The sequence below is a fragment of the Robiginitomaculum antarcticum DSM 21748 genome (assembly GCF_000365025.1).
In the GTDB taxonomy this organism is placed as follows: Bacteria; Pseudomonadota; Alphaproteobacteria; order Caulobacterales; family Maricaulaceae; genus Robiginitomaculum; species Robiginitomaculum antarcticum.
This window is the reverse complement of sequence record NZ_KB823013.1, coordinates 157,961-176,700: the sequence shown is the minus strand read 5'-3', so window position 1 is coordinate 176,700 and position 18,740 is coordinate 157,961. Positions and strand designations below refer to the sequence as shown.

The following is an 18,740-nucleotide window of genomic DNA, read 5'->3' as shown; positions in this document are numbered from 1 at the left end:
AGCGCGGAATTATTATTTCGCGCCGCAAGCGGGGCAGGCGGGGTCTTTGGGCAGGGTCACGGTTCGCGCTGTGGCTGCAAGGCCGTCAAACAGGTATAATTTACCGATCAAAGGCGCGCCTGCGCCTGTTATCATTTTTACGGCTTCCAGAGCCATTTGCGCGCCGATTATGCCCGCCAGCGCGCCGACCACACCCACTTGCGCGCAGGTCTGCGCGTCCGGAGGTATGGACGGAACGAGGCATCGGTAACACGGCCCGTCCGCGCCATTGCCGCTAAAGACGCTAATCTGTCCATCGAAACGCCCCAGCGCTCCGGAAATGAGCGGAATGCCGAGATATAGGCTGGCGTCATTGACAATAAAGCGCGTTTGGAAACTGTCCGTCCCGTCCAGAATAAGGTCATGCCCGCGCAGCAGGTCAGCCGCGTTATCATCGGTTAGGCGCATCTGTTCGCGGCGCACGGTAATGTCAGGATTGAGATCGACCAGCGCCCCGCCCATCGCTTCTGTCTTAAGCGCGCCGATATCAGTCTGCACAAATTGAATTTGCCGTTGCAGATTGGTGATGTCCACAGCGTCATCGTCAATGATCGTAATCTTTCCAACGCCTGCCGCCGCCAAATACAAACCCGCAGGACCGCCAAGCCCGCCCGCACCGATAATGGCGATATTGGCCGCCAGCAATTTGGCCTGCCCCGGTCCGCCTATTTCCTTAAGGACAAGGTGGCGGGCATAGCGAGATATCTGCTCAGGGGTCATAGAATACGGTTAATCAAATAGCGGCGTAGACAAATAGCGCTCTGCAAAGCTTGGAATGATGGTGACGATGCGTTTGCCTTTCATCTCGGGGCGCGCGGCGACGATAAAGCTGGCGGCGATGGCGGCGCCGGAGCTGATGCCAACGGGCACGCCATCTTCGGCGGCGACATGTTTGGCTGTGCCGAAAGCTGCGTCATTGCTGATTTTGACCACATCATCAATCAGGCTGACGTCCAAAACTTCGGGCAGGAAGCCCGCGCCAATGCCTTGGATTTTATGCGGGCCTTTTGTGCCTTCGCTAATCATCGGGCTGCCTTCAGGCTCGACCGCAATGATTTGTATGTCAGGATTTTTCTCTTTCAGATATTTACCGGCGCCCGATAATGTCCCGCCCGTCCCCACGCCTGAAATAAACGCGTCGACCTTGCCGCCGCAATCATTCCAAATCTCCGGTCCGGTAGTTTTGTAATGAATAGCGGGATTGGCCGGATTGACAAATTGCCCCGCCTGCACCGCGCCGGGCATAGAGGCGCATATCTCGTCGGCCTTTTTCATGGCGCCGGGAATGCCGCCTGCCGCTTCGGTCAGGACAAGCTCCGCGCCGAGCAGTTTCATCATTTTGCGGCGCTCAATGCTCATCTGTTCCGGCATGACAAGTATGGCTTTATAGCCCTTGGCAGCCGCGGCAAAAGCGATACCGATACCCGTATTGCCGGATGTCGGCTCGACGATCACGCCGCCGGGTTTCAGCTTGCCCTCGGCTTCCAAGGCTTCAATCATGGCAATGCCGATACGGTCTTTGACTGAGGCAATGGGGTTGAAGAACTCAAGTTTATAGCACAGGTCTGCATTCATTCCTGCCGTGATGCGGGGAAAGCGCACGAGCGGCGTATTGCCCATAGTCTGCATAATATTATCGTAAATGCGTCCGCGCCCGGCTGTCTGGCTCATTGTCAATCTCCAAAATAGTTCTTGATGACCAATGTAAGCGCGCTGCCGCGTTATGGCGACAGTAAAATAAGAATTTTTTTACATCAGGCGGGAACCAATAGCGCGCCAGCGAATTATTGAATTAGATTAACCATTGCGGCTTGTGAAAGGCCGCGCACCGAAAGGATTTAAGATGTCTAAATATGTTAAAGCCGCTGCCCTTATGACCCTCGTCTCAGGCGCATTCCTTGTCTCAGCCTGCGCAACTGTTGAAGGCATGGGTAAAGATGTCGAGAAAACAGGCGAAGTTATCTCTGATACTGCCAAAGACACTAAAAACAAAATGTAAGATTACAGGCTGCTCTCTCCCTTGTTGATCGAAAACCTCCCCTTTTTCGATCACTTTGCAGCCTTTTTCCAAGCCCGTCTGCATCCCCTGCAGGCGGGCTTAATTTATGGGGAATGTCTCATAGCTGACGCGCAGCCGCGCTAATGAGCTTCGGGCGCATTGGGGTCGAGGATGAAGCGGCGATCACAATATTTGCAGTCTACAAACATGTCCTCGCCCATATCCATCCAGACGCGCGGGTGACCCGTGGCCGTCCCGCCGCCGTCACAACATACGCGTTTCGTTGACACGGTCACCGTTTCGGGTGGCGGCAGAGCGCCGGCGTTTTTATCAAGGCTCATATCGGTCCTAATATAGGGTTTTCCGGCATAATCTGTCCGGCTTTCATCTGCACTGTTGCAGCATGTCGTATTTGCGCCTAGTTAAAAGCCAAATTTCGCGGCGTCAATCGCTGCTAGCGTCATTCCCTTACCGCCGGATCCAAAATGCCTCACTCTGCTTCTGACTTATCTCCTGCTATTGAAGTGCGCGGCTTGAAAAAGACCTATGCCAAATCGCGCAAGGCCGAGGCCAAAATAGCGCTTCACGGGATTGATCTGACTGTGCCGCGCGGCTCTATATTCGGCCTGCTTGGTCCTAACGGAGCCGGTAAATCGACACTCATCAATATTCTAGCAGGCTTGGTGATTAAGACCGAAGGCAGCGCGGCAATTTGTGGTTATGATATCGAAACCCAGACGCGGCAAGCCCGCGCCTCTATTGGTATCGTCCCGCAGGAAATTGCCATGGATGTGTTTTTCACGCCCCTGCAGGCGCTTGATATTCAGGCCGGATTTTACGGCGTGCCCAAGGCTGAGCGCCGCAGCGAAGAGATTTTGCAAGCGCTGGGATTATGGGACAAACGCGACGCCTATGTGCGCCAGCTCTCGGGCGGGATGAAGCGGCGCCTTCTGATCGGCAAAGCGCTCGTGCATAATCCGCCTGTCCTCATTTTAGATGAACCCACAGCAGGCGTGGATATAGAGCTGCGCCGCCAGCTGTGGAAATATGTGCGTGAATTGCACGCCCAGGGCACAACCATAATCCTGACCACCCATTATCTCGAAGAAGCCGAGTCACTGTGTGACCAAATCGCGATAATCCATAACGGGCGTATTACAGCGAATGAGCCCAAAGACAGTCTTCTGGCGCGGCTCGATCAGAAGACTTTGGTGGTCAGCGCAGAGACGCCTTTGACCGCAGCGCCTGACGCGCTGGCCGATCTCAACCCGGTTTTGCGCAATAATGGCGCGCTGGCGATCACCTATCACACCAATCAAATGACTATCCCGCATCTGCTTGACCGCGTTAAAGCGGCAGGCATAATCGTGGCGGATCTGCGCACCGAAGAACCCGATCTGGAAGACGTCTTTATGGCGCTGACTTATGACCAAGATAAATAGAGACCCAATATGAATACAACTGAACTTGAAACCGCCATTGAAGTTGCATGGGAGGCCCGCGCGCAGCTGTCACCGCAAACCAAAGGGGCGTCGCGCGACGCTATCGAAGCCGCGATTGACGGTTTGGATAGCGGTAAAATTCGCGTCGCCAGTCGCGATAACGACGCAAACTGGACTGTGCATCAATGGGCGAAAAAGGCCGTGCTTTTAGGGTTTCGTATCCATCCTAACGGCGTGATGAGCGGCGGCCCTGACAATGGGAATTGGTTTGATAAAGTGCCCAGTAAATTTTCCGGATGGGGCGAGGATGAATTCAAGGCTGCCGGTTTTCGCGCAGTGCCGCCCGCGGCTGTGCGCCGCGGCGCCTATATAGCGCCGGGCGCCGTGTTGATGCCGTCCTATGTCAATCTGGGCGCTTATGTCGGCGAAGGCACAATGATCGATACATGGGCCAGCGTTGGCTCCTGCGCGCAGGTCGGCAAAGACTGTCATATCAGCGCGGGAACAGGCATTGGCGGCGTATTGGAACCGCTTCAGGCTAATCCGACTATTATCGAAGATAACTGCTTCATTGGCGCGCGCTCCGAAGTCGTCGAAGGCGTCATTGTTCGCGAAGGGGCCGTGCTGGCTATGGGAGTCTTCATCAGCCAATCGACCAAGATTTATAACCGCGCTACAGGCAAAATAAGCTATGGCGAAGTGCCCGCTTACTCCGTTGTTGTGCCCGGCATGCTCCCGTCCAAAGACGGCAGCCACAGCCTTGCCTGCGCTGTCATTGTTAAAACGGTCGACGCCAGAACGCGCTCAAAAACCGGCGTGAATGAGCTGCTAAGGGATTAGGCATCTCTAAATGAAGAATACAAACCTTATAACGTATGCTGTCGTTGGGGCATTTCTTCTGGGTCTCGGAGCAATTGCTTTCATGGTTTACAGGCCGAGCAAAGTTACTTTGCATAATGAATTAGATGTTTCGGTATGCGTGAATTGGCCGTTAGATTATAATCTTAAGGTCGCACCGAAATCGAGAGCAAGCAAAACTTTCATGCCACGCGGTGATGGTTCTTTCGCTGTATACGAGTGCGATACTCGGGAGTATCTGGGTTCATTTGGGTATTTTACACAAAACCTTCGGGACACACATGTGATCAATGTTCCAAATGACCTTATTAAGCAAAACACTCAAACAGAATAATAATCATACTCTAAACTTTGGTAATCCTCAGTTATATAGAAACAAATCAGGCCCCCGCTGCGTTGATCTCTTATAACAAGGAGATACACATGACTGATCTGAATATTCCCGAAGAGACATTGCTCGTTATAGCGACTGGCGAAGAGGCTAAATTATTTCGCATTAAAGGCGGCAAGCTGAAAAATGACGGACATTGGACACCTCAAAATTTGGCCGATGAAGGCCCGTCCGGTAAATCTCCGCCCGATCAATCCGATCGGGAATCCATGGAAGCGACATTTTCCAAGCAGGTTGCAGAGCGGCTTTACGCGCTGGCGCATAAAGGTAAATTTCATCGTCTGATCCTGTGCGCTGACCCCGACAGCCTCGGCGAAATCCGTCCGCTGCTTCACAAAGAAGTCGAAGACAAAATTATCTTAGAGCTGGATAAGACGCTGATTAATTCGCCTATGGATGATATTGAGCGGACGCTCAGCAAACATTTTTAAGATTTAAATCTGACGTCCGTCTTTACGTTTATATATACGATCCGGCGTACCATTGGCATCAAGACGCAAATCAATATCCGGGTAATGTGCGCTGTCAATTTCAGGTGTGCGTGACCCGATAATCAGAAAAACGACATCCTTTTGGGTGTCGTTTTTCATATGATGGCCGTTCTCGTCGCCAGCAGGATGCGCCGTGCAATCGCCGGGCGAGAGGCGTTGAGGCCCGTCATTATCAATGAGCGTGGGATGACCCGAAACGATATAGACGAATTCGTCTTCGGCGCTGTGCCAATGGCGCTGTGACGACCAAGCGCCGGGCGGGAGAGTGATCAAATGAGCGCCAAATTGCGTTAGTCCTCCCGCATCGCCAAGTTTGCGCCCATAGCGGGTCAAGCTCGGCGCATCATAAGGAGTCGGATAGCTTGAGCCTCTGCGCAGCGGCGCATCTTCTATGTTAATTTTGGGCATTTAATTCCTCTTATACATCCTGTTTACAGCGGCATCTCTCCCTCATGCTCCAGCTCGATTGGTCCGGTCATAATGACGTGATCATCGCTTCCGCGCCAGTGGATATCCAGCCGCCCGCCATCAACATCGACGCGGCATAAGCGCGATAATCTATGCTGCCGCACGCCCGCGACAACGGCGGCGCAGGCTCCCGTGCCGCAGGCCAGCGTCAGTCCCGCGCCGCGTTCCCACACCCGCAAGCGGATATGATCATCGGCAATAATCTGCGCAAATCCAATATTGGCCTGCTGGGGAAATAGCGGGTAAAACTCCAGCATCGGGCCGAGCCGCTCAATATCTGTTGCCATCACGTCATCAACGAAAAACACGCAATGCGGATTGCCCATATTGACCGCGCCGGGATTGGACAGAACCGGATTGTCAATCGGGCCGACTTTCACATCAATATGATGGGTATGCATGGCTTCGGACAGGGGTATATCTTCCCAGCCCAGGCGCGGCTTGCCCATGTCGACGGCTATGGATAGCTCACCCTTACGGGTGGCGTGCAGCACACCGATCGCTGTTTGGATGAGCGCATTGTCTCCACCGCTCTCGCGCATAAGCAGCCACGCCGCGCAGCGAGACGCGTTACCGCAAGCGTCAACATGACCGCCATCATTATTCCAAATATCCATGAAAATTTGCGCGTCACTGCCGGGCAAAGGATCGTGCAATACGATAATTTGATCTGCGCCTTTATCGCCCAGCGGCCCGCCGCGCGCCCCCGTTTTAACGGCCATGTCCGGGCTCATACGGAAGCGACTGCCGCGCGCATCGAATATCGCAAAGCGGTTTCCCGCGCCGTTCATAACGTAAAGCTTCATAGGCTCTGCTATATGCACCATGACGTGAAAAAGCAAAGCTTGCCGCACGCCCCTGCGCCGCGTAACAAAAGAAAAATAATTCATTTCGGGGACGATCATGAACCTTAAAATACTTACGCTTTTGACTACGGCTTCTATTTTGGCTTTAGGCCTTGGTGCTTGCACGCAAGGCGACACAAAGACGGATACCACACCAATGAGCCAAGACGTTGCGACCGTAGATTATGACAGCCACCTCTATCTTGAAGAGGTCGAAGGCGAAGCCGCCATTGCCAAGGTCAAAGACTGGAATGCAGCCTCGGCAAAGCGCATGGAAAATGGGCTTTATAAGACGCTCTATGCGGAGCTGCTTGAAATCTATAATTCACCGGAGAAAATCCCATATGTCTCCTATCGCAACGGACAAATGCATAATTTCTGGCGCGATGAGACCAATGTGCGCGGCTTGTGGCGGCGCACGACGAAGGATAGCTATTTATCCGACGCTCCATCATGGACGACTGTTTTAGATATCGACACACTCTCTAATGATGAAGGCAAAAACTGGGTTTATAAAGGCAATGATTGCAAAAGCCCGGATTATAATTTGTGTCTGGTGACACTGTCCGATGGCGGTAAGGATGCTGCCGAGGTCCGCGAATTCAATATCGCCACGGGCGAATTTGTCGATGGCGGGTTTTATATGCCGGAGTCCAAAGGCGGCGGATCATGGCTGAGCGATGATACGCTCGTCATAGGCCGCAATTTCGGCGACGGCACGCTGACCGAATCCGGTTATCCTATGGTGTCAAAGCTGTGGACGCGCGGCATGCCAATGAGCGAGGCGCGCGAGTTGATGCGCGGCGAGACCACAGATGTCGGCGTCTGGCCCGGCACATTTGAAAATGCATCGGGAGATAACGAAATTCTCGTGACCCGCGCCACCACATTTTATGACACACAATATTACTGGATCCCGCAAACCGGCGATAACGCGTTTGCGCCTATGCGCTTGCCCGTGCCGACCAAAGTGGAGCTCTCCGGACAATTTGGCGATCAAATACTGCTTCGCCTTCAAGAGGACTGGCGTGGATTTTCATCGGGCGCTCTCGTCACCTTCTCTGTCACAGACTTTATGGCAGACGGCAAAATTGACGCCGTGCATGAGTTGATCACGCCGACGGCGAGCCAGTCTATCGGCAATTTCGGTATTACCAAAGACGGTGTTTTGCTAAGCCTATATGACAATGTCGCGGGCTCTGCCCATATGTTCACATTCGACAATAATGCTTGGGCAAGTACAAAGCTGAATTTCCCTGAAAACGGCAATGTGTCTATCGGATCGACCAATGACAAAGAAAGTATCGCCTTTATTTCATCGGAGAGTTTCTTGCAGCCCGATACACTATGGATGATTGATACGGCGTCCATGCAAGTGACTGAAGCCAAGACTTTGCCCAGTTGGTTTGACTCCAATAGTATGGTCGCTGAGCAGTATTTCGCGACGTCGACCGATGGCACAAAAGTCCCTTACTTCGTTGTCCACGATAAAGATGTTGTACTGGACGGCACAAACCCGACCTTGCTTTACGGCTATGGCGGTTTTGAAATCTCAATTAATCCGTCTTACAGCGCGACCATTGGCAAGGCGTGGCTACAGCGCGGCGGCGTTTATGTTGTGGGCAATATCCGCGGCGGCGGCGAATATGGTCCGGCTTGGCATCAGGCCGGCCTGAAAACCAACCGTCAGGTCGTCTATGACGATTTCATCGCCGTCGCCGAAGATCTGATCGCGCGCGACGTGACAACGCCGGAGCATTTAGGCATTCATGGCCGATCAAATGGTGGTCTGCTCATGGGCGTTATGTTCACCCAGCGCCCCGATCTGTTCAACGCCGTGACCATTGGCGTGCCGCTCTTAGATATGCAGCGCTATGACAAACTTCTCGCGGGTGCGTCATGGGTCGGCGAATATGGCGATCCGGATGACACGGGCGCGGAAGGTGAATTTATTCGGGCGCTCTCGCCTTATCACAATTTGAAAAGCGGGGTGGAATATCCTGAGCCTTATATCTACACCTCGACAAAGGATGACCGCGTTCATCCCGGCCATGCGCGTAAATTTGCCGCCCGTCTCGAAGATATGGGCCTGCCGTTTTACTATTATGAAAACATTGACGGCGGCCATGCCGGCGCAGCGAATCTCAAAGAAACGGCGCATAGTCAGGCTCTGATTTATAGCTATTTATGGACCAAGCTGGGTGGTGACGAATAATGCTAAACCGTTATTACAACATTCCGCTTCTCATTTTGGTGCTCATCGCGGCCGTTCTCGCAGTGGGATTGTGGGCCTTGGGAGCAGACGGACTGGTCCGGCCCATTATGGCCGGAGAGACCTATTTAGCAAAATCAGTGGCCGATCTGGCCAAAGATGCGCTTTTCGTTCCGCTCAAACCGGTTATGTATGCGTTGATCATTTTGTCCATTGGTGCTTCCATTGCCGTGTCGACAGGCGGCTTGGGCGCAAAATTTGTGCGGGTGCTGGCTTTCTTCGTTGGATTTTCTATCATTGGCGCGCTTGTAGCCATTGCCGCATATTCTCTTTTTCCGATGGACATTTTTGACAGCCCGGAAACTTTAGGCTTGGCGGCAGGTCAAGATGTTGCCGCTATTCCATTCATGCAAAAAATCTACGGGGTCATCACAAGCCCGCTTATGGTTTCGATCTATGGCGGTATATTATTAGGATACGGCATTAAAAAACTCGAAGCGACTAATCCCGGCATTGGTATCCAGGCTGACGCTGTATCGGATATGTTTATTCGCGGTTTTATCAAATTTCTTTGGATTACCATTCCACTGGCCGTATTTGGGTCTTTGACGTTAGCGCTTAATCGCCCGGACGGCGTTGAATCGCTCATGCAGCTTTCCAAATTACTCCCTGTTTATCTGGGATCTATGACCATTGTCTGGCTGCTTATGATTGTGATCAGCGCACGTGTTCTTGGCCACGGCATTGGATTTATGGGCCGGGCTTTGCTCCCTCAAGCTGTTGTCGCTATTGCGACCAGCTCGTCCATGGCGACCTTGCCGGCGACGCGCATTGCCTGTGATCAGCTAGGGGCAAATGCCGACGAGGCGACACCGTTTTACACGATTGGCGCGACGATCAATATGGTCGGCACGTTAATGGGTCTGACGCTTATTTCGCTCTACGGCATGCAGGCCTTTGAAGGAGCTATGCCAAGCGTCGCTGACCGTTTTGTCGTGGCCTTCCAGTCATTGGTTTATTCAACCAGCGCGGCGGGCGTGCCAAGCTCATCTATTGTGCTGTTGCAGGAAATCCTGACAAGTCATGGTGTTTCAGGCGCATTTGCAACCTATGTAACGGCTATTATTATAACGCTGGATACGTTAATTCTCGACCGCATGCGCACAATGCTCAATACACAGTCCGATAGTATGAGCACGGCGAACGGCCTGAAACTCTATTACCGCAAACCGAAAATTCTGCAGGACTAGAGCGATAAAATGAATGTTATCCGCCGCTATTTCGCGCTAATGCCCGCTCTGGGCGTCGGCGCGGCGGGCGACATAGCCAGATGGTGAAAAAGTGCCCCGCATAAACATCGTAGGGTTCGCCTTTATTATTATTATTTTTGTGCTGGCGCTCAGCTCCGGCGTTTTTGCTCAAGACGACATCCCGCCCGCAAACGCGAATGATGCGGCTGTCGCCACATTTTTACTGACGCCCGAAGGCGAGAGTCTGCATTTGACAATAGAGCCGGCCTCGAACGTTGCTGCGATTATATTCGAGCCCGGCGCACAGGCGCAGCGCCGTAATGGCTGGACAATTATCGGGACGCTTCACGATTTTGATGGCGTCACCGTAACCCGCAAAGATGGCGCGCCCTTACAAAAAGTAGAATTTAGCCTCTCATCCGAGACAGAATTTTATAACCGCCGCTATTTCGCAATAGACCGCATCGGATCGTCGGGTTGGCTCTTTTACAAGCCTGTATTCGCCCTGAAAGACGGGAGCGTCACTGTGCGAATAACAGGCTTTGAGGCGGCGCTTATTCGTGACGGGGCCCGCGACGTTACAGGGCAAAGTGAATTTAGCATTACGGCGGATGATAATACGCTGCTCTATATCGGACCGCGTGATTATCTGCGCTCGGAAAATCCGGATTTTATGTCGGGTCCGGAAGTGCCCGACTGGCTACGCGTGCAGATGACAGCCGATATGTCCCGCGCCACGACTGTGCTAACCGCGCGTCTGGGGGGTACGGGTAAATATACGCCGACGCTTTATGTCAGCCAGTCTATGGATACGCGCTTTGAAAGCCCCGGCTGGAAAGGCGGGGCGCTGGATGGCGGCGTAATTGCGCTGCGTCTGCGCCGGATGGAATTGAACCCGAATGATACGGGCTTGGTTGACGGCTTTACCGGTCTCGTCACTCATGAAACCGTGCATATGTGGATCGGTCACCGTATTAAAAACGCCCAAAATGCTGAGCAAAGCTGGGCGCATGAAGGCACGAGTGAATATATTTCCAGCCGCTTGCGGCTGAATGCAGAGGCCTTTCGCAAGGTCGCCGAAGACACGCTGAACCGCTGTATGACTGAACTGGGCCCATTCGCGCTTGATGGGAGCCTCGGCCCTGTTCAAGGCCGCGCGGCTTATGATTGCGGCTTTGTTATCAGCCTGTTTGCAGAATTGGGCGCAGCCAGAGAGGGCCGTGATATTCTTGATATTTGGAGCGCTGTAATGTCTTCCGGCAATGAAGAGTATCAACCGCAGGATTTTCTCGACGCGTCCACGGCCTATAACCCGCAAGGGTTTCCTGTGCTCGCCGCGCGGCTGCTCACTGCCGCTGAAGACGCGCGGTGGGATAATATCGCTCCCGCTCTTGATGGCCTCCCGATTAAGATCGAAATTCAGGCGACGCCTGCTGATGATGATCTGTCGCTTAATAATTGGTGGCTGGGCCGCCTGATGCAGGCCAATTGCGACGGGGCAATTTCAATTTACAATAATGACGACCATAAAGACGTTGCGGGGCAAGGGCTGTGCACCGGGCGATGGGATGCTAATTTTGATCTTGTTGGCGTCAATGGCCGTAATATGTTTGAGACGCCGCGCGCGGTTTATGATGATGTACGCAATCGCTGCGGAGCGGGGCTTCCCCTAACATTTGATTTGCGTGATGGAACGCAGCTTACGGATATGCCCTGCGGGGCGGACATCCCTGCCGTGCCGCCCTTTATCCGAATCATCGATTTACCGCTTGGCCCGTTGCGCATGACGCAGCCGTGACGCGCGTGCTTGCCGCATCGCCCGCATAACGCTATGGGGCGGCTCATGTTTAGCGCGCCACCCCATAGCCGTTTGCGGCACATTCTGATTTTGACGGGCCTCGTTCTGCTGACGGCTTTGCCGGGACTGTTTCGTATTCCTGCCATTGATCGCGACGAGGCGCGCTACGCCCAAGCCACAGTTCAGATGCTGGAGACGGGAGACCCCGTGGACATCCGGTTTCAAGATGCGCCGCGATGGAAGAAACCCGCCGGAGCCTATTGGGCGCAAGCGGTCAGCGTGACAATTTTCGGCGGGCCGGAGAGCCGCCAAATATGGAAACACCGCGTGCCCAGCGTATTGGCCGCGCTTCTGGCTGTGCTCGCCACATATTGGGCGGGACGGCGTTTAGTCGGACGCGACGCGGCGGTCATAGGCGCGGCGCTGCTCGCTGTTACCTTATCGCTGACCTATGAAGCGCATGCCGCCAAGACGGACGCTCTGATGGTCGCGATGACGACAGTGTGTTTCGGCGCGCTTGCCCATATCCGGCATAATCCGCTGGCGACGCAGAAAACCGCTGCGCTGCTGTTTTGGATCGCGCTGGGTATCGGCGTCATGATGAAAGGGCCCATTGCGCCGTTGTTAGTCGGACTGACGATTGCCACATTGATGATCTGGGAGCGCAAAGCCAAATGGGCAAAACCCTTATTGTTTTGGCCGGGCCCTATTCTCTTCCTTCTTGTCATCCTGCCATGGACGGTGCTGATCTGGCATAAAACAGGCGGTGCGTTTTTCGCAACCGCGATCGGCGAAGACCTTGCCCCGAAATTAACCGGCGGGCAAGAAAATCACGGCGGGCTTCCGGGCTATCACCTTGTCGCGCTTTTAGTCATGTTTATGCCGGCTATCGCGTTGTTACCGGCCGGAGTTGAATATGCCGTGCGGGCGCTGCGCGGGGATAGCGCGCCGGACAGTCCGGTTAAACGCGCCATGCGTCTGATTATCTGCTGGGTGGTTCCGTTTTGGATTGTGATTGAAATCACGCCGACCAAATTGCCCCATTACGCCCTGCCGACTTATCCAGCGCTGGCCCTGCTGTGCGGCACAGCGGGAGCGCTGCTGTTACAAATCCGTGAATTTGATATTTCGCGCTATGTCGGCGCAGCCTTATTTGGCGTTATTGGCACGGCGCTGACCGGCGGGGTCGTTTATGCGCATTATATATATGGCGACGATGTCGGGCTGAATATTTGGGCCGTTAGTCTGGGCGTCATTGTGGCCTGCATTATCATAATGGCTGCGGCGATGATGATCACGCGGCACCGTTATTTCATAGCCGCTATCATTGGATCAGGCGCAGTCATGATGGTCTTTACCTTCGGATATATCATGCCGGCGCTAAGCAATCTGTTTGTCTCCAAAAATGTGGCGGCGATAATGGCATCGCGCAATATTGACCTTCCACTCGACAAAAGCGCAGCTTTCCGCTCTCCGCATTTCACCGAAGCGTCACTGGTTTATAAGCTCGGCACACATATCAAATTGGGCGGAGACTTTAATCAGTCCTCACTTGGTGACATTCAAATGGGTGAATATTTACTCATTGATGAGATACGCCGACCCGCGCTGGATATTGATGGACCCGGCCGGTGTTTTAAAACGCTGGGCTATGTTCGCGGACACAATTACGCCAAAAGTGATGATGTTATTTTGCGTCTGCTGCAACGTGTGGGCTGCCCTGCCAATTAAGCCAATAAGCCTCTGACCATTGTCACAAACAAGATCAGAGGCGCAAAAATAACCGTAAATATTTTGCCGACGTCGCCGCTATGCTTCCAGAAATAACGCAGAAATCCATGCGTTTTATGCGCGCTGACAAAGAGCGAACTGGTCTTCGACGTTGCGCCAATATGGACGACTTTGGCGTCAGGCACGCAGGTCACTTGACCTCCCATTTTTATTGCGCGCCGGCATAAGTCTATATCTTCGACGTGAAGAAAATATCCTTCGTCGAAACCGCCCAATGCGTCAAAACTTTTACGGCTCAGCATCATACCGGCCCCGCTAACGGCGCCAACTGAAAACGGCGCGTCCGGCAGGCGTGATTTATGTAAATTAAATCTGTCCCATCCAATCATAGCGCCGATAAATTTGGGGAGGGTTAGAGTGCTGCGACGCGATCCGCGCTGCTCTGTTCCGTCTTCTCCAAATAATACGGCCCCCGCAATATGCGGGAATGGAGATTGCGAGGCCACTTCGCAAAGCGCGGCAAGCGCGCCGGCCATGGGGCGGGCATCCGGATTAATGAAGGCGATAAACTCACCGCCCGACATCGCCGCGCCGTAATTACAGCCCGCGCTAAACCCTATATTGCCATGCCCTTGCAAAATACGGATTCTGTCACTTTTAACGGCTGAGATCATATCACGGGTTAGATTTGAATTGCCGTTATCGACCAAGATGATCTCATCTGCGTCCGGGTCAGCCAGTAATGTATCCAGCGTTTCAAAGAGAACCGGACCTGTATAATAGGTCACAACGATAACAGATATACGGGCCATTGCGGTGGGGCGGATCTAATCGCGAAGATCAGGCGCAAGCGCCTCAATTGACAAATCACGCGCGGCGTCTTCAAGCGTCATGATGACTTGGTCACGGCCGCCCAAACGACGAAGCGCGAGCTTGCCTTCATCGGCTTCCTTGCGGCCGACCACAGCGATGACCGGGATTTTACGGTCAGCGGACAACTCACGGATTTTATAATTGATCTTCTCATTACGCAGATCGGTTTCCACGCGCAGCCCTGCCTTACGAAGGGTCGCGGCAGCCTGTTCGGCATACTCATCGGCGTCCGATGTAATGGTCGCGATCACGACTTGCGTTGGTGCCAGCCAGAGCGGGAAACGTCCGGCATAGTTTTCGATTAAAATACCGAGGAAACGTTCAATAGATCCCAAAATAGCGCGGTGTAACATGACCGGACGGTGACGCTGATCGTCTTCGCCAATATAGCTTGCGCCGAGGCGCTCGGGCAGCACAAAATCGACTTGTAGCGTGCCGCATTGCCAATCACGGCCAATCGCATCGCGCAAAACAAATTCTAATTTGGGGCCATAAAAAGCCCCTTCACCCGGGTTCATAATAACGTCCAGCCCGGCCGCATCAACGGCGTCCATTAAAGCTTTTTCAGACTTATCCCATGTTTCATCAGAGCCAGCCCGCACCTCGGGGCGATCAGAGAATTTGACCGTAATGTCTTCATAGCCAAAATCACGGTACACGGATTTCAGCAGTTCTATATATGTCTTGCTCTCGTCTGTTACCTGATCTTCAGTGCAGAAAATATGAGCGTCATCCTGCACAAATCCGCGCACGCGCATGATGCCATGGAGCGCTCCGGTCGGTTCATTACGGTGGCAGCAGCCAAATTCGCCCATGCGGATCGGCAGGTCACGATAGCTCTTCATGCCTTGATTAAAAATCTGAACATGGGCCGGACAATTCATCGGCTTAAGCGCGTGGATTTCTTCATGGGCCCCGTGTTTGACTTCAGAGACGAACATATTTTCTCGAAATTTGTCCCAGTGTCCCGAGGCTTGCCACAGCGCATTATTGAGCAGCATTGGCGTCTTAACTTCGACATAGCCTGCGCTTTGAAGACGGCGGCGAATATAATTTTCGACTTCGCGCCATAATGTTGCGCCCTTGTCATGCCAAAACACCATGCCTTGAGCTTCGGGCTGCATATGAAACAAATCCAGCTCGCGGCCCAGCTTGCGGTGATCGCGCGCCTCGGCTTCGGCCAGCATATGCAGATGCGCGTCTAGCTGCTCCTGCGTCGCCCACGCCGTGCCATAAATGCGCTGCAGCTGTTGGTTATTGCTGTCGCCGCGCCAATAAGCCCCGGCAATTTTCATCAGCTTGAACGCCTTGCCGACTTTGCCCGTAGAAGGCAAATGCGGGCCGCGGCACAAATCAAACCATTTGCCTTGTTTATAAACCGTGATGGTCTCGCCTTCTGGCAGATCAGAAATCAGCTCGGCCTTAAACTCTTCGCCCATATCTTTGAAGAGGGAGATCGCTTCATCGCGCTCCATAACCTGCCGCTCAAATTTGTCATTGCGGTTGATGATATGGGTCATCTTTTTCTCGATGGCTGCAAAGTCATCGGCGCTAAAGGGCGTCTCGCGGTAAAAATCGTAGTAAAATCCGTTTTCAATTGTCGGGCCGATTGTGACCTGCGTGCCGGGAAACAACTCCTGCACGGCTTCGGCCAAAACATGGGCGGCATCATGACGGATAAGCTCTAAGCCTTCGGGATCAACCGCTGTGACGAGCTCGATTTTCGCATTGTCGTTAATCGCGCGGCCGGCGTCACGCAGCTCGCCGTCAATCTTGGCGGCCAGAACTTTTTTTGCCAGTCCGGAGCTAATGGATTTTGCGACCTCTAATGCGGTGACGCCGGCATCATAGTCGCGTGTGGCTCCGTCAGGAAATGTCAGCGTAATCATGATTGCGTATCCGTATGTTCGCTTGCGTAATCGCAATTGGGGGAATGTCGCCAGACGCCATATCGCCACGGCGCCCAGAACGGCGCCTTTTGCACAGTTTCGGGCACTTTATCAATGCCCGACGACCCGCCCAGCGCATCTATCGGATGACAGCGTTGCAGCCGCGCCAGCGTCATCCATCCGCCGCGCCAAAATCCGTATTTTGATATGGCTTGAATGGAATAGGTACTGCATCCCGGTTCATACCGGCACCGCAGGCCCAGCGCGCTAAACGCCGGGCTAAGCGTGTATTTATAAAGCCATAACAGCCATATGGCCGGATATTTCATCAGCCGGGCACAGGCTCTGTCATGGGCTGCTCTGCGCTAGGCGTGCCGCAGGACAAACAGAATTTGTGAAACGAAATATTGCGCGTCCCGCAATTGACGCATTGGCATTGCAGGCGGATGCCGCAATGTACGCAAAAATCCGTTGGCACATCATCCTTGCTGATAATGGCGCGGTCACAGCCCGAGCAGGTTTTGGCAGCGATTTTTTTGAGTGCGGTTTCATAGCCAATAGAGCGGCGGCGTTCGACCTCACTGCGTTCTTCCTCAATCTGTTTGCGCGCAATATATTTCCGCATGCCGCGAATGATAAAATGCCCCGCCGCGACAACTAAAATAATTCCGACGCCATACCGCACATAACCGCCATAGCTGGGCAGATAGGGGACAAGCTCGACAAAGAAAGCAAAGAGCGCGAAGATAATGAAACCGCGATAGAGCGGCCAATAGGCGGACTCGCGTTTTTTCATGAGCATCCATCCACCTAAAAGCAGAAGAGGCAATGTCAGGGCAAGGCGGAAGACAAAAACCCGCAATTCTTGCGCCCGCATTGCGGCGCGGTATTGCGGCGTCGCGGCGGCGTAAAGATCTTCGCGGCTTTTCACGACATCCAGATAAGCGCGCTCGGCGGTGACTTGCACGGCGCGAATTCGCTCGACCTCGCGCAGCGAGGTGCGTTCATGCGCTTTTAAGGTTTCCAGGGCGCGGGTGCGGGCGATCACTTCGGGGTTTTGTGCATTGCTTTGCGTCGCGTTGCGCGTTGCAATCCAATTATCAAATGACGCTTTGGCGCTGCGGTAATCATTGGCGGCGGCGGCAAAGGCGGCCTCGGCGTCCTCAAGGTCGCGCTGCAGAGCGCTGACTTTGACGCGCTCTCGGTCCTCAATAATTTGCGCGGAATTATAGGCGTCCTGATCGATAAAGTGCTCGACTGTTATCGTCTGATCAACTTTAGGCAAATCGCGAATAATCAGACTGCCCAGCCCAATCAGGAACCCGGCAAAGACGATGGACAGCGCCCACATGACGATAGAGAAAACGCGCTGCGGCCGCCTTGCGGATTTGGACATAAGGCTCTCCTGTATGGCGCGCAGGTTAGGCTGCCTTTACGCAGACCGTCAATACATGCGTCATTGGCGGCGCTCCTTCAGGTGTACACGGCTGTGCTTTATGGCCGGCGCAAAAGTCTATCTCTGTCGGAGATACTTTGCTGACAAGCGATAATCCCAGTGAGACCGATGACGCCAAATTATTCGCGCGGCTGGGGATTAGCGGGGAATAGCGTCAGCTCTGACATTCCCGCGCGGCCTCTTGCGCAGCTTTAAACGCCAGCAGGGTGCTGGTATGGCGGGCCGGATAATCGGTCACGCCTTTTAAAAGGGATAGCTTGGCAAACCGCCCCTGCGGCGCGGGCCCGCCGGATTTTAGCATGGCTTCCAGAGCTTGATGCGCGGCGCTAATGTCATCCACACTGGCGCCAATAATAGCGTTTTGCAAAATGCCGGCGCTGGCTTGACCCAGCGCGCAGGCTCTGACCCGCAGGGCTACGGCGCTGACTTTGCCGCCATCCATATCAAGATCAATTTCAAGTTCTGAGCCGCATAGCTTGGACACAGCGCGGGCGGTTGCGCACGGCGCGTCCAAACGGGTATCTGTGACAGATGCCGCCAGCGTTAAAATATCAGTATTATAAAGATCGCCGAACATGCCCGCTCTCTATCACACTTCGGCTTTACTGGCTCTCGGGCGTCTCGACGGTAATGCCGTCCAGATCATCGCTCATCAGAATCTGGCATGAGAGACGCGAATTAGGCTGAACATTTTCAGCAAAGTCGAGCATGGATTCTTCCATGTCAGCCATAGGCTTTAACTTCGCTGTCCACGCCTCACCGACATAGACATGGCATGTTGCGCAGGCGCAGGCCCCGCCGCAATCCGCGTCAATTTCAGGGACCATGTTTTGGACGGCGGCTTCCATGATGGACTGGCCGGCTTTCGCCTCGACTTCGCGCGATGTTCCGCTCGTGTCAGTGAAGATAATTTTAGGCAATACGGCCTCCTGTGCTTATGCGGGTTTTATTTAAGGGGGCGCGGCGTGAATGCAAGGTAAATGGCTTGCATATACTGT

Annotated in this window: 19 protein-coding genes; 8 read left to right on the top strand and 11 right to left on the bottom strand. The window is 53.7% G+C overall.

Annotated features, from left to right (window positions below):
• Positions 1 to 12 precede the first annotated feature (12 nt).
• Both H142_RS0110305 and cysK read right to left on the bottom strand, forming a co-directional pair.
• Positions 13 to 759: a HesA/MoeB/ThiF family protein gene (locus H142_RS0110305; protein ID WP_017932060.1), complete on the bottom strand. Its 747-nt coding sequence runs from the start codon at positions 757 to 759 to the stop codon at positions 13 to 15.
• Between the two features lie 9 nt (positions 760 to 768).
• Positions 769 to 1,710, bottom strand: a complete 942-nt coding sequence (cysK, locus tag H142_RS0110300; protein ID WP_026147962.1) for a cysteine synthase A — start codon at positions 1,708 to 1,710, stop codon at positions 769 to 771.
• A 172-nt stretch (positions 1,711 to 1,882) separates the two neighbouring features.
• Between cysK and H142_RS15380 the strand changes: the two genes are divergently transcribed.
• Positions 1,883 to 2,038: an entericidin A/B family lipoprotein gene (locus H142_RS15380; RefSeq protein ID WP_156811995.1), complete on the top strand. Its 156-nt coding sequence runs from the start codon at positions 1,883 to 1,885 to the stop codon at positions 2,036 to 2,038.
• Positions 2,039 to 2,178: 140 nt separating this feature from the next.
• Here the strand turns inward: H142_RS15380 and H142_RS0110290 are convergent, their stop codons facing one another.
• The gene (locus H142_RS0110290) at positions 2,179 to 2,379 is read right to left on the bottom strand and encodes a zinc-finger domain-containing protein (protein WP_017932057.1); all 201 of its coding nucleotides are present in this window, start codon (positions 2,377 to 2,379) and stop codon (positions 2,179 to 2,181) included.
• Positions 2,380 to 2,523: 144 nt separating this feature from the next.
• On the opposite strand from H142_RS0110290, the gene H142_RS0110285 reads away from it, so the two are divergent.
• The 3 genes from H142_RS0110285 to H142_RS0110270 all read left to right on the top strand — a co-directional run bounded on the left by H142_RS0110285 (position 2,524) and on the right by H142_RS0110270 (position 5,160).
• Positions 2,524 to 3,480 carry an ABC transporter ATP-binding protein gene (locus tag H142_RS0110285; RefSeq protein WP_017932056.1) on the top strand — a complete coding sequence of 319 codons (957 nt, stop codon included), beginning with the start codon at positions 2,524 to 2,526 and terminating at the stop codon, positions 3,478 to 3,480.
• 9 nt (positions 3,481 to 3,489) lie between these two features.
• Positions 3,490 to 4,320: a 2,3,4,5-tetrahydropyridine-2,6-dicarboxylate N-succinyltransferase gene (gene dapD / locus H142_RS0110280; RefSeq protein ID WP_017932055.1), complete on the top strand. Its 831-nt coding sequence runs from the start codon at positions 3,490 to 3,492 to the stop codon at positions 4,318 to 4,320.
• A gap of 441 nt (positions 4,321 to 4,761) precedes the next feature.
• Entirely contained in the window at positions 4,762 to 5,160 is a 399-nt protein-coding gene (locus H142_RS0110270; RefSeq protein WP_017932053.1) for a host attachment family protein, read from the top strand.
• 3 nt (positions 5,161 to 5,163) lie between these two features.
• Here H142_RS0110270 and H142_RS0110265 read toward each other — a convergent pair whose 3' ends face one another.
• Both H142_RS0110265 and dapF read right to left on the bottom strand, forming a co-directional pair.
• Entirely contained in the window at positions 5,164 to 5,628 is a 465-nt protein-coding gene (locus H142_RS0110265; RefSeq protein WP_017932052.1) for a cupin domain-containing protein, read from the bottom strand.
• 23 nt (positions 5,629 to 5,651) lie between these two features.
• Positions 5,652 to 6,494, bottom strand: a complete 843-nt coding sequence (gene dapF / locus H142_RS0110260) for a diaminopimelate epimerase (protein ID WP_026147961.1) — start codon at positions 6,492 to 6,494, stop codon at positions 5,652 to 5,654.
• Between the two features lie 97 nt (positions 6,495 to 6,591).
• Here dapF and H142_RS0110255 point away from each other — a divergent pair, with 97 nt between their 5' ends.
• The 4 genes from H142_RS0110255 to H142_RS15375 all read left to right on the top strand — a co-directional run bounded on the left by H142_RS0110255 (position 6,592) and on the right by H142_RS15375 (position 13,524).
• Positions 6,592 to 8,748 (top strand): prolyl oligopeptidase family serine peptidase, encoded by a 2,157-nt coding sequence (locus tag H142_RS0110255; RefSeq protein ID WP_017932050.1) that lies wholly within the window; start codon positions 6,592 to 6,594, stop codon positions 8,746 to 8,748.
• A complete protein-coding gene (locus H142_RS0110250) occupies positions 8,748 to 9,995 on the top strand; it encodes a cation:dicarboxylate symporter family transporter (protein WP_017932049.1) in 1,248 nt (415 codons plus the stop codon). Before H142_RS0110255 ends, H142_RS0110250 begins: the two co-directional genes overlap by 1 nt.
• Before the next feature lie 91 nt (positions 9,996 to 10,086).
• A complete protein-coding gene (locus tag H142_RS0110245; protein ID WP_017932048.1) occupies positions 10,087 to 11,793 on the top strand; it encodes a hypothetical protein in 1,707 nt (568 codons plus the stop codon).
• Positions 11,794 to 11,838: 45 nt separating this feature from the next.
• Positions 11,839 to 13,524, top strand: a complete 1,686-nt coding sequence (locus H142_RS15375; protein ID WP_169331848.1) for an ArnT family glycosyltransferase — start codon at positions 11,839 to 11,841, stop codon at positions 13,522 to 13,524.
• On the opposite strand, the gene H142_RS0110235 is transcribed toward H142_RS15375, so the two are convergent.
• The 6 genes from H142_RS0110235 to H142_RS0110210 form a co-directional block, all read right to left on the bottom strand.
• Complete coding sequence (locus tag H142_RS0110235) at positions 13,521 to 14,336, bottom strand: glycosyltransferase family 2 protein (RefSeq protein ID WP_017932046.1); 816 nt, start codon at positions 14,334 to 14,336, stop codon at positions 13,521 to 13,523. The genes H142_RS15375 and H142_RS0110235 overlap by 4 nt on opposite strands.
• Before the next feature lie 15 nt (positions 14,337 to 14,351).
• Positions 14,352 to 16,286 carry a threonine--tRNA ligase gene (thrS, locus tag H142_RS0110230; protein ID WP_017932045.1) on the bottom strand — a complete coding sequence of 645 codons (1,935 nt, stop codon included), beginning with the start codon at positions 16,284 to 16,286 and terminating at the stop codon, positions 14,352 to 14,354.
• Positions 16,283 to 16,615, bottom strand: coding sequence for a membrane protein insertion efficiency factor YidD (gene yidD, locus H142_RS15370; protein WP_017932044.1), 333 nt, complete (start codon positions 16,613 to 16,615; stop codon positions 16,283 to 16,285). The genes thrS and yidD overlap by 4 nt, the downstream gene beginning before the upstream one ends.
• Positions 16,615 to 17,682, bottom strand: coding sequence for a zinc ribbon domain-containing protein (locus H142_RS15365; RefSeq protein WP_017932043.1), 1,068 nt, complete (start codon positions 17,680 to 17,682; stop codon positions 16,615 to 16,617). The genes yidD and H142_RS15365 overlap by 1 nt, the downstream gene beginning before the upstream one ends.
• A gap of 214 nt (positions 17,683 to 17,896) precedes the next feature.
• On the bottom strand, positions 17,897 to 18,319 hold the full coding sequence (locus tag H142_RS0110215; RefSeq protein ID WP_017932042.1) for an iron-sulfur cluster assembly scaffold protein: 423 nt from the start codon (positions 18,317 to 18,319) through the stop codon (positions 17,897 to 17,899).
• 25 nt (positions 18,320 to 18,344) lie between these two features.
• Positions 18,345 to 18,662 carry a 2Fe-2S iron-sulfur cluster-binding protein gene (locus H142_RS0110210; RefSeq protein ID WP_017932041.1) on the bottom strand — a complete coding sequence of 106 codons (318 nt, stop codon included), beginning with the start codon at positions 18,660 to 18,662 and terminating at the stop codon, positions 18,345 to 18,347.
• Positions 18,663 to 18,740: the final 78 nt, after the last annotated feature.

Coding starts and splice junctions, on each gene's coding strand:
- dapF (WP_026147961.1), bottom strand. CDS start 6,494: ATGAAGCTTTACGTTATGAACGGCGCGGGAAACCGCTTTGCGATATTC.
- H142_RS15375 (WP_169331848.1), top strand. CDS start 11,839: ATGTTTAGCGCGCCACCCCATAGCCGTTTGCGGCACATTCTGATTTTG.
- dapD (WP_017932055.1), top strand. CDS start 3,490: ATGAATACAACTGAACTTGAAACCGCCATTGAAGTTGCATGGGAGGCC.
- H142_RS15365 (WP_017932043.1), bottom strand. CDS start 17,682: ATGTCCAAATCCGCAAGGCGGCCGCAGCGCGTTTTCTCTATCGTCATG.
- H142_RS0110290 (WP_017932057.1), bottom strand. CDS start 2,379: ATGAGCCTTGATAAAAACGCCGGCGCTCTGCCGCCACCCGAAACGGTG.
- thrS (WP_017932045.1), bottom strand. CDS start 16,286: ATGATTACGCTGACATTTCCTGACGGAGCCACACGCGACTATGATGCC.
- H142_RS0110215 (WP_017932042.1), bottom strand. CDS start 18,319: ATGTTCGGCGATCTTTATAATACTGATATTTTAACGCTGGCGGCATCT.
- H142_RS0110285 (WP_017932056.1), top strand. CDS start 2,524: ATGCCTCACTCTGCTTCTGACTTATCTCCTGCTATTGAAGTGCGCGGC.
- H142_RS15380 (WP_156811995.1), top strand. CDS start 1,883: ATGTCTAAATATGTTAAAGCCGCTGCCCTTATGACCCTCGTCTCAGGC.
- H142_RS0110255 (WP_017932050.1), top strand. CDS start 6,592: ATGAACCTTAAAATACTTACGCTTTTGACTACGGCTTCTATTTTGGCT.
- H142_RS0110305 (WP_017932060.1), bottom strand. CDS start 759: ATGACCCCTGAGCAGATATCTCGCTATGCCCGCCACCTTGTCCTTAAG.
- cysK (WP_026147962.1), bottom strand. CDS start 1,710: ATGAGCCAGACAGCCGGGCGCGGACGCATTTACGATAATATTATGCAG.
- H142_RS0110250 (WP_017932049.1), top strand. CDS start 8,748: ATGCTAAACCGTTATTACAACATTCCGCTTCTCATTTTGGTGCTCATC.
- H142_RS0110235 (WP_017932046.1), bottom strand. CDS start 14,336: ATGGCCCGTATATCTGTTATCGTTGTGACCTATTATACAGGTCCGGTT.
- yidD (WP_017932044.1), bottom strand. CDS start 16,615: ATGAAATATCCGGCCATATGGCTGTTATGGCTTTATAAATACACGCTT.
- H142_RS0110270 (WP_017932053.1), top strand. CDS start 4,762: ATGACTGATCTGAATATTCCCGAAGAGACATTGCTCGTTATAGCGACT.
- H142_RS0110265 (WP_017932052.1), bottom strand. CDS start 5,628: ATGCCCAAAATTAACATAGAAGATGCGCCGCTGCGCAGAGGCTCAAGC.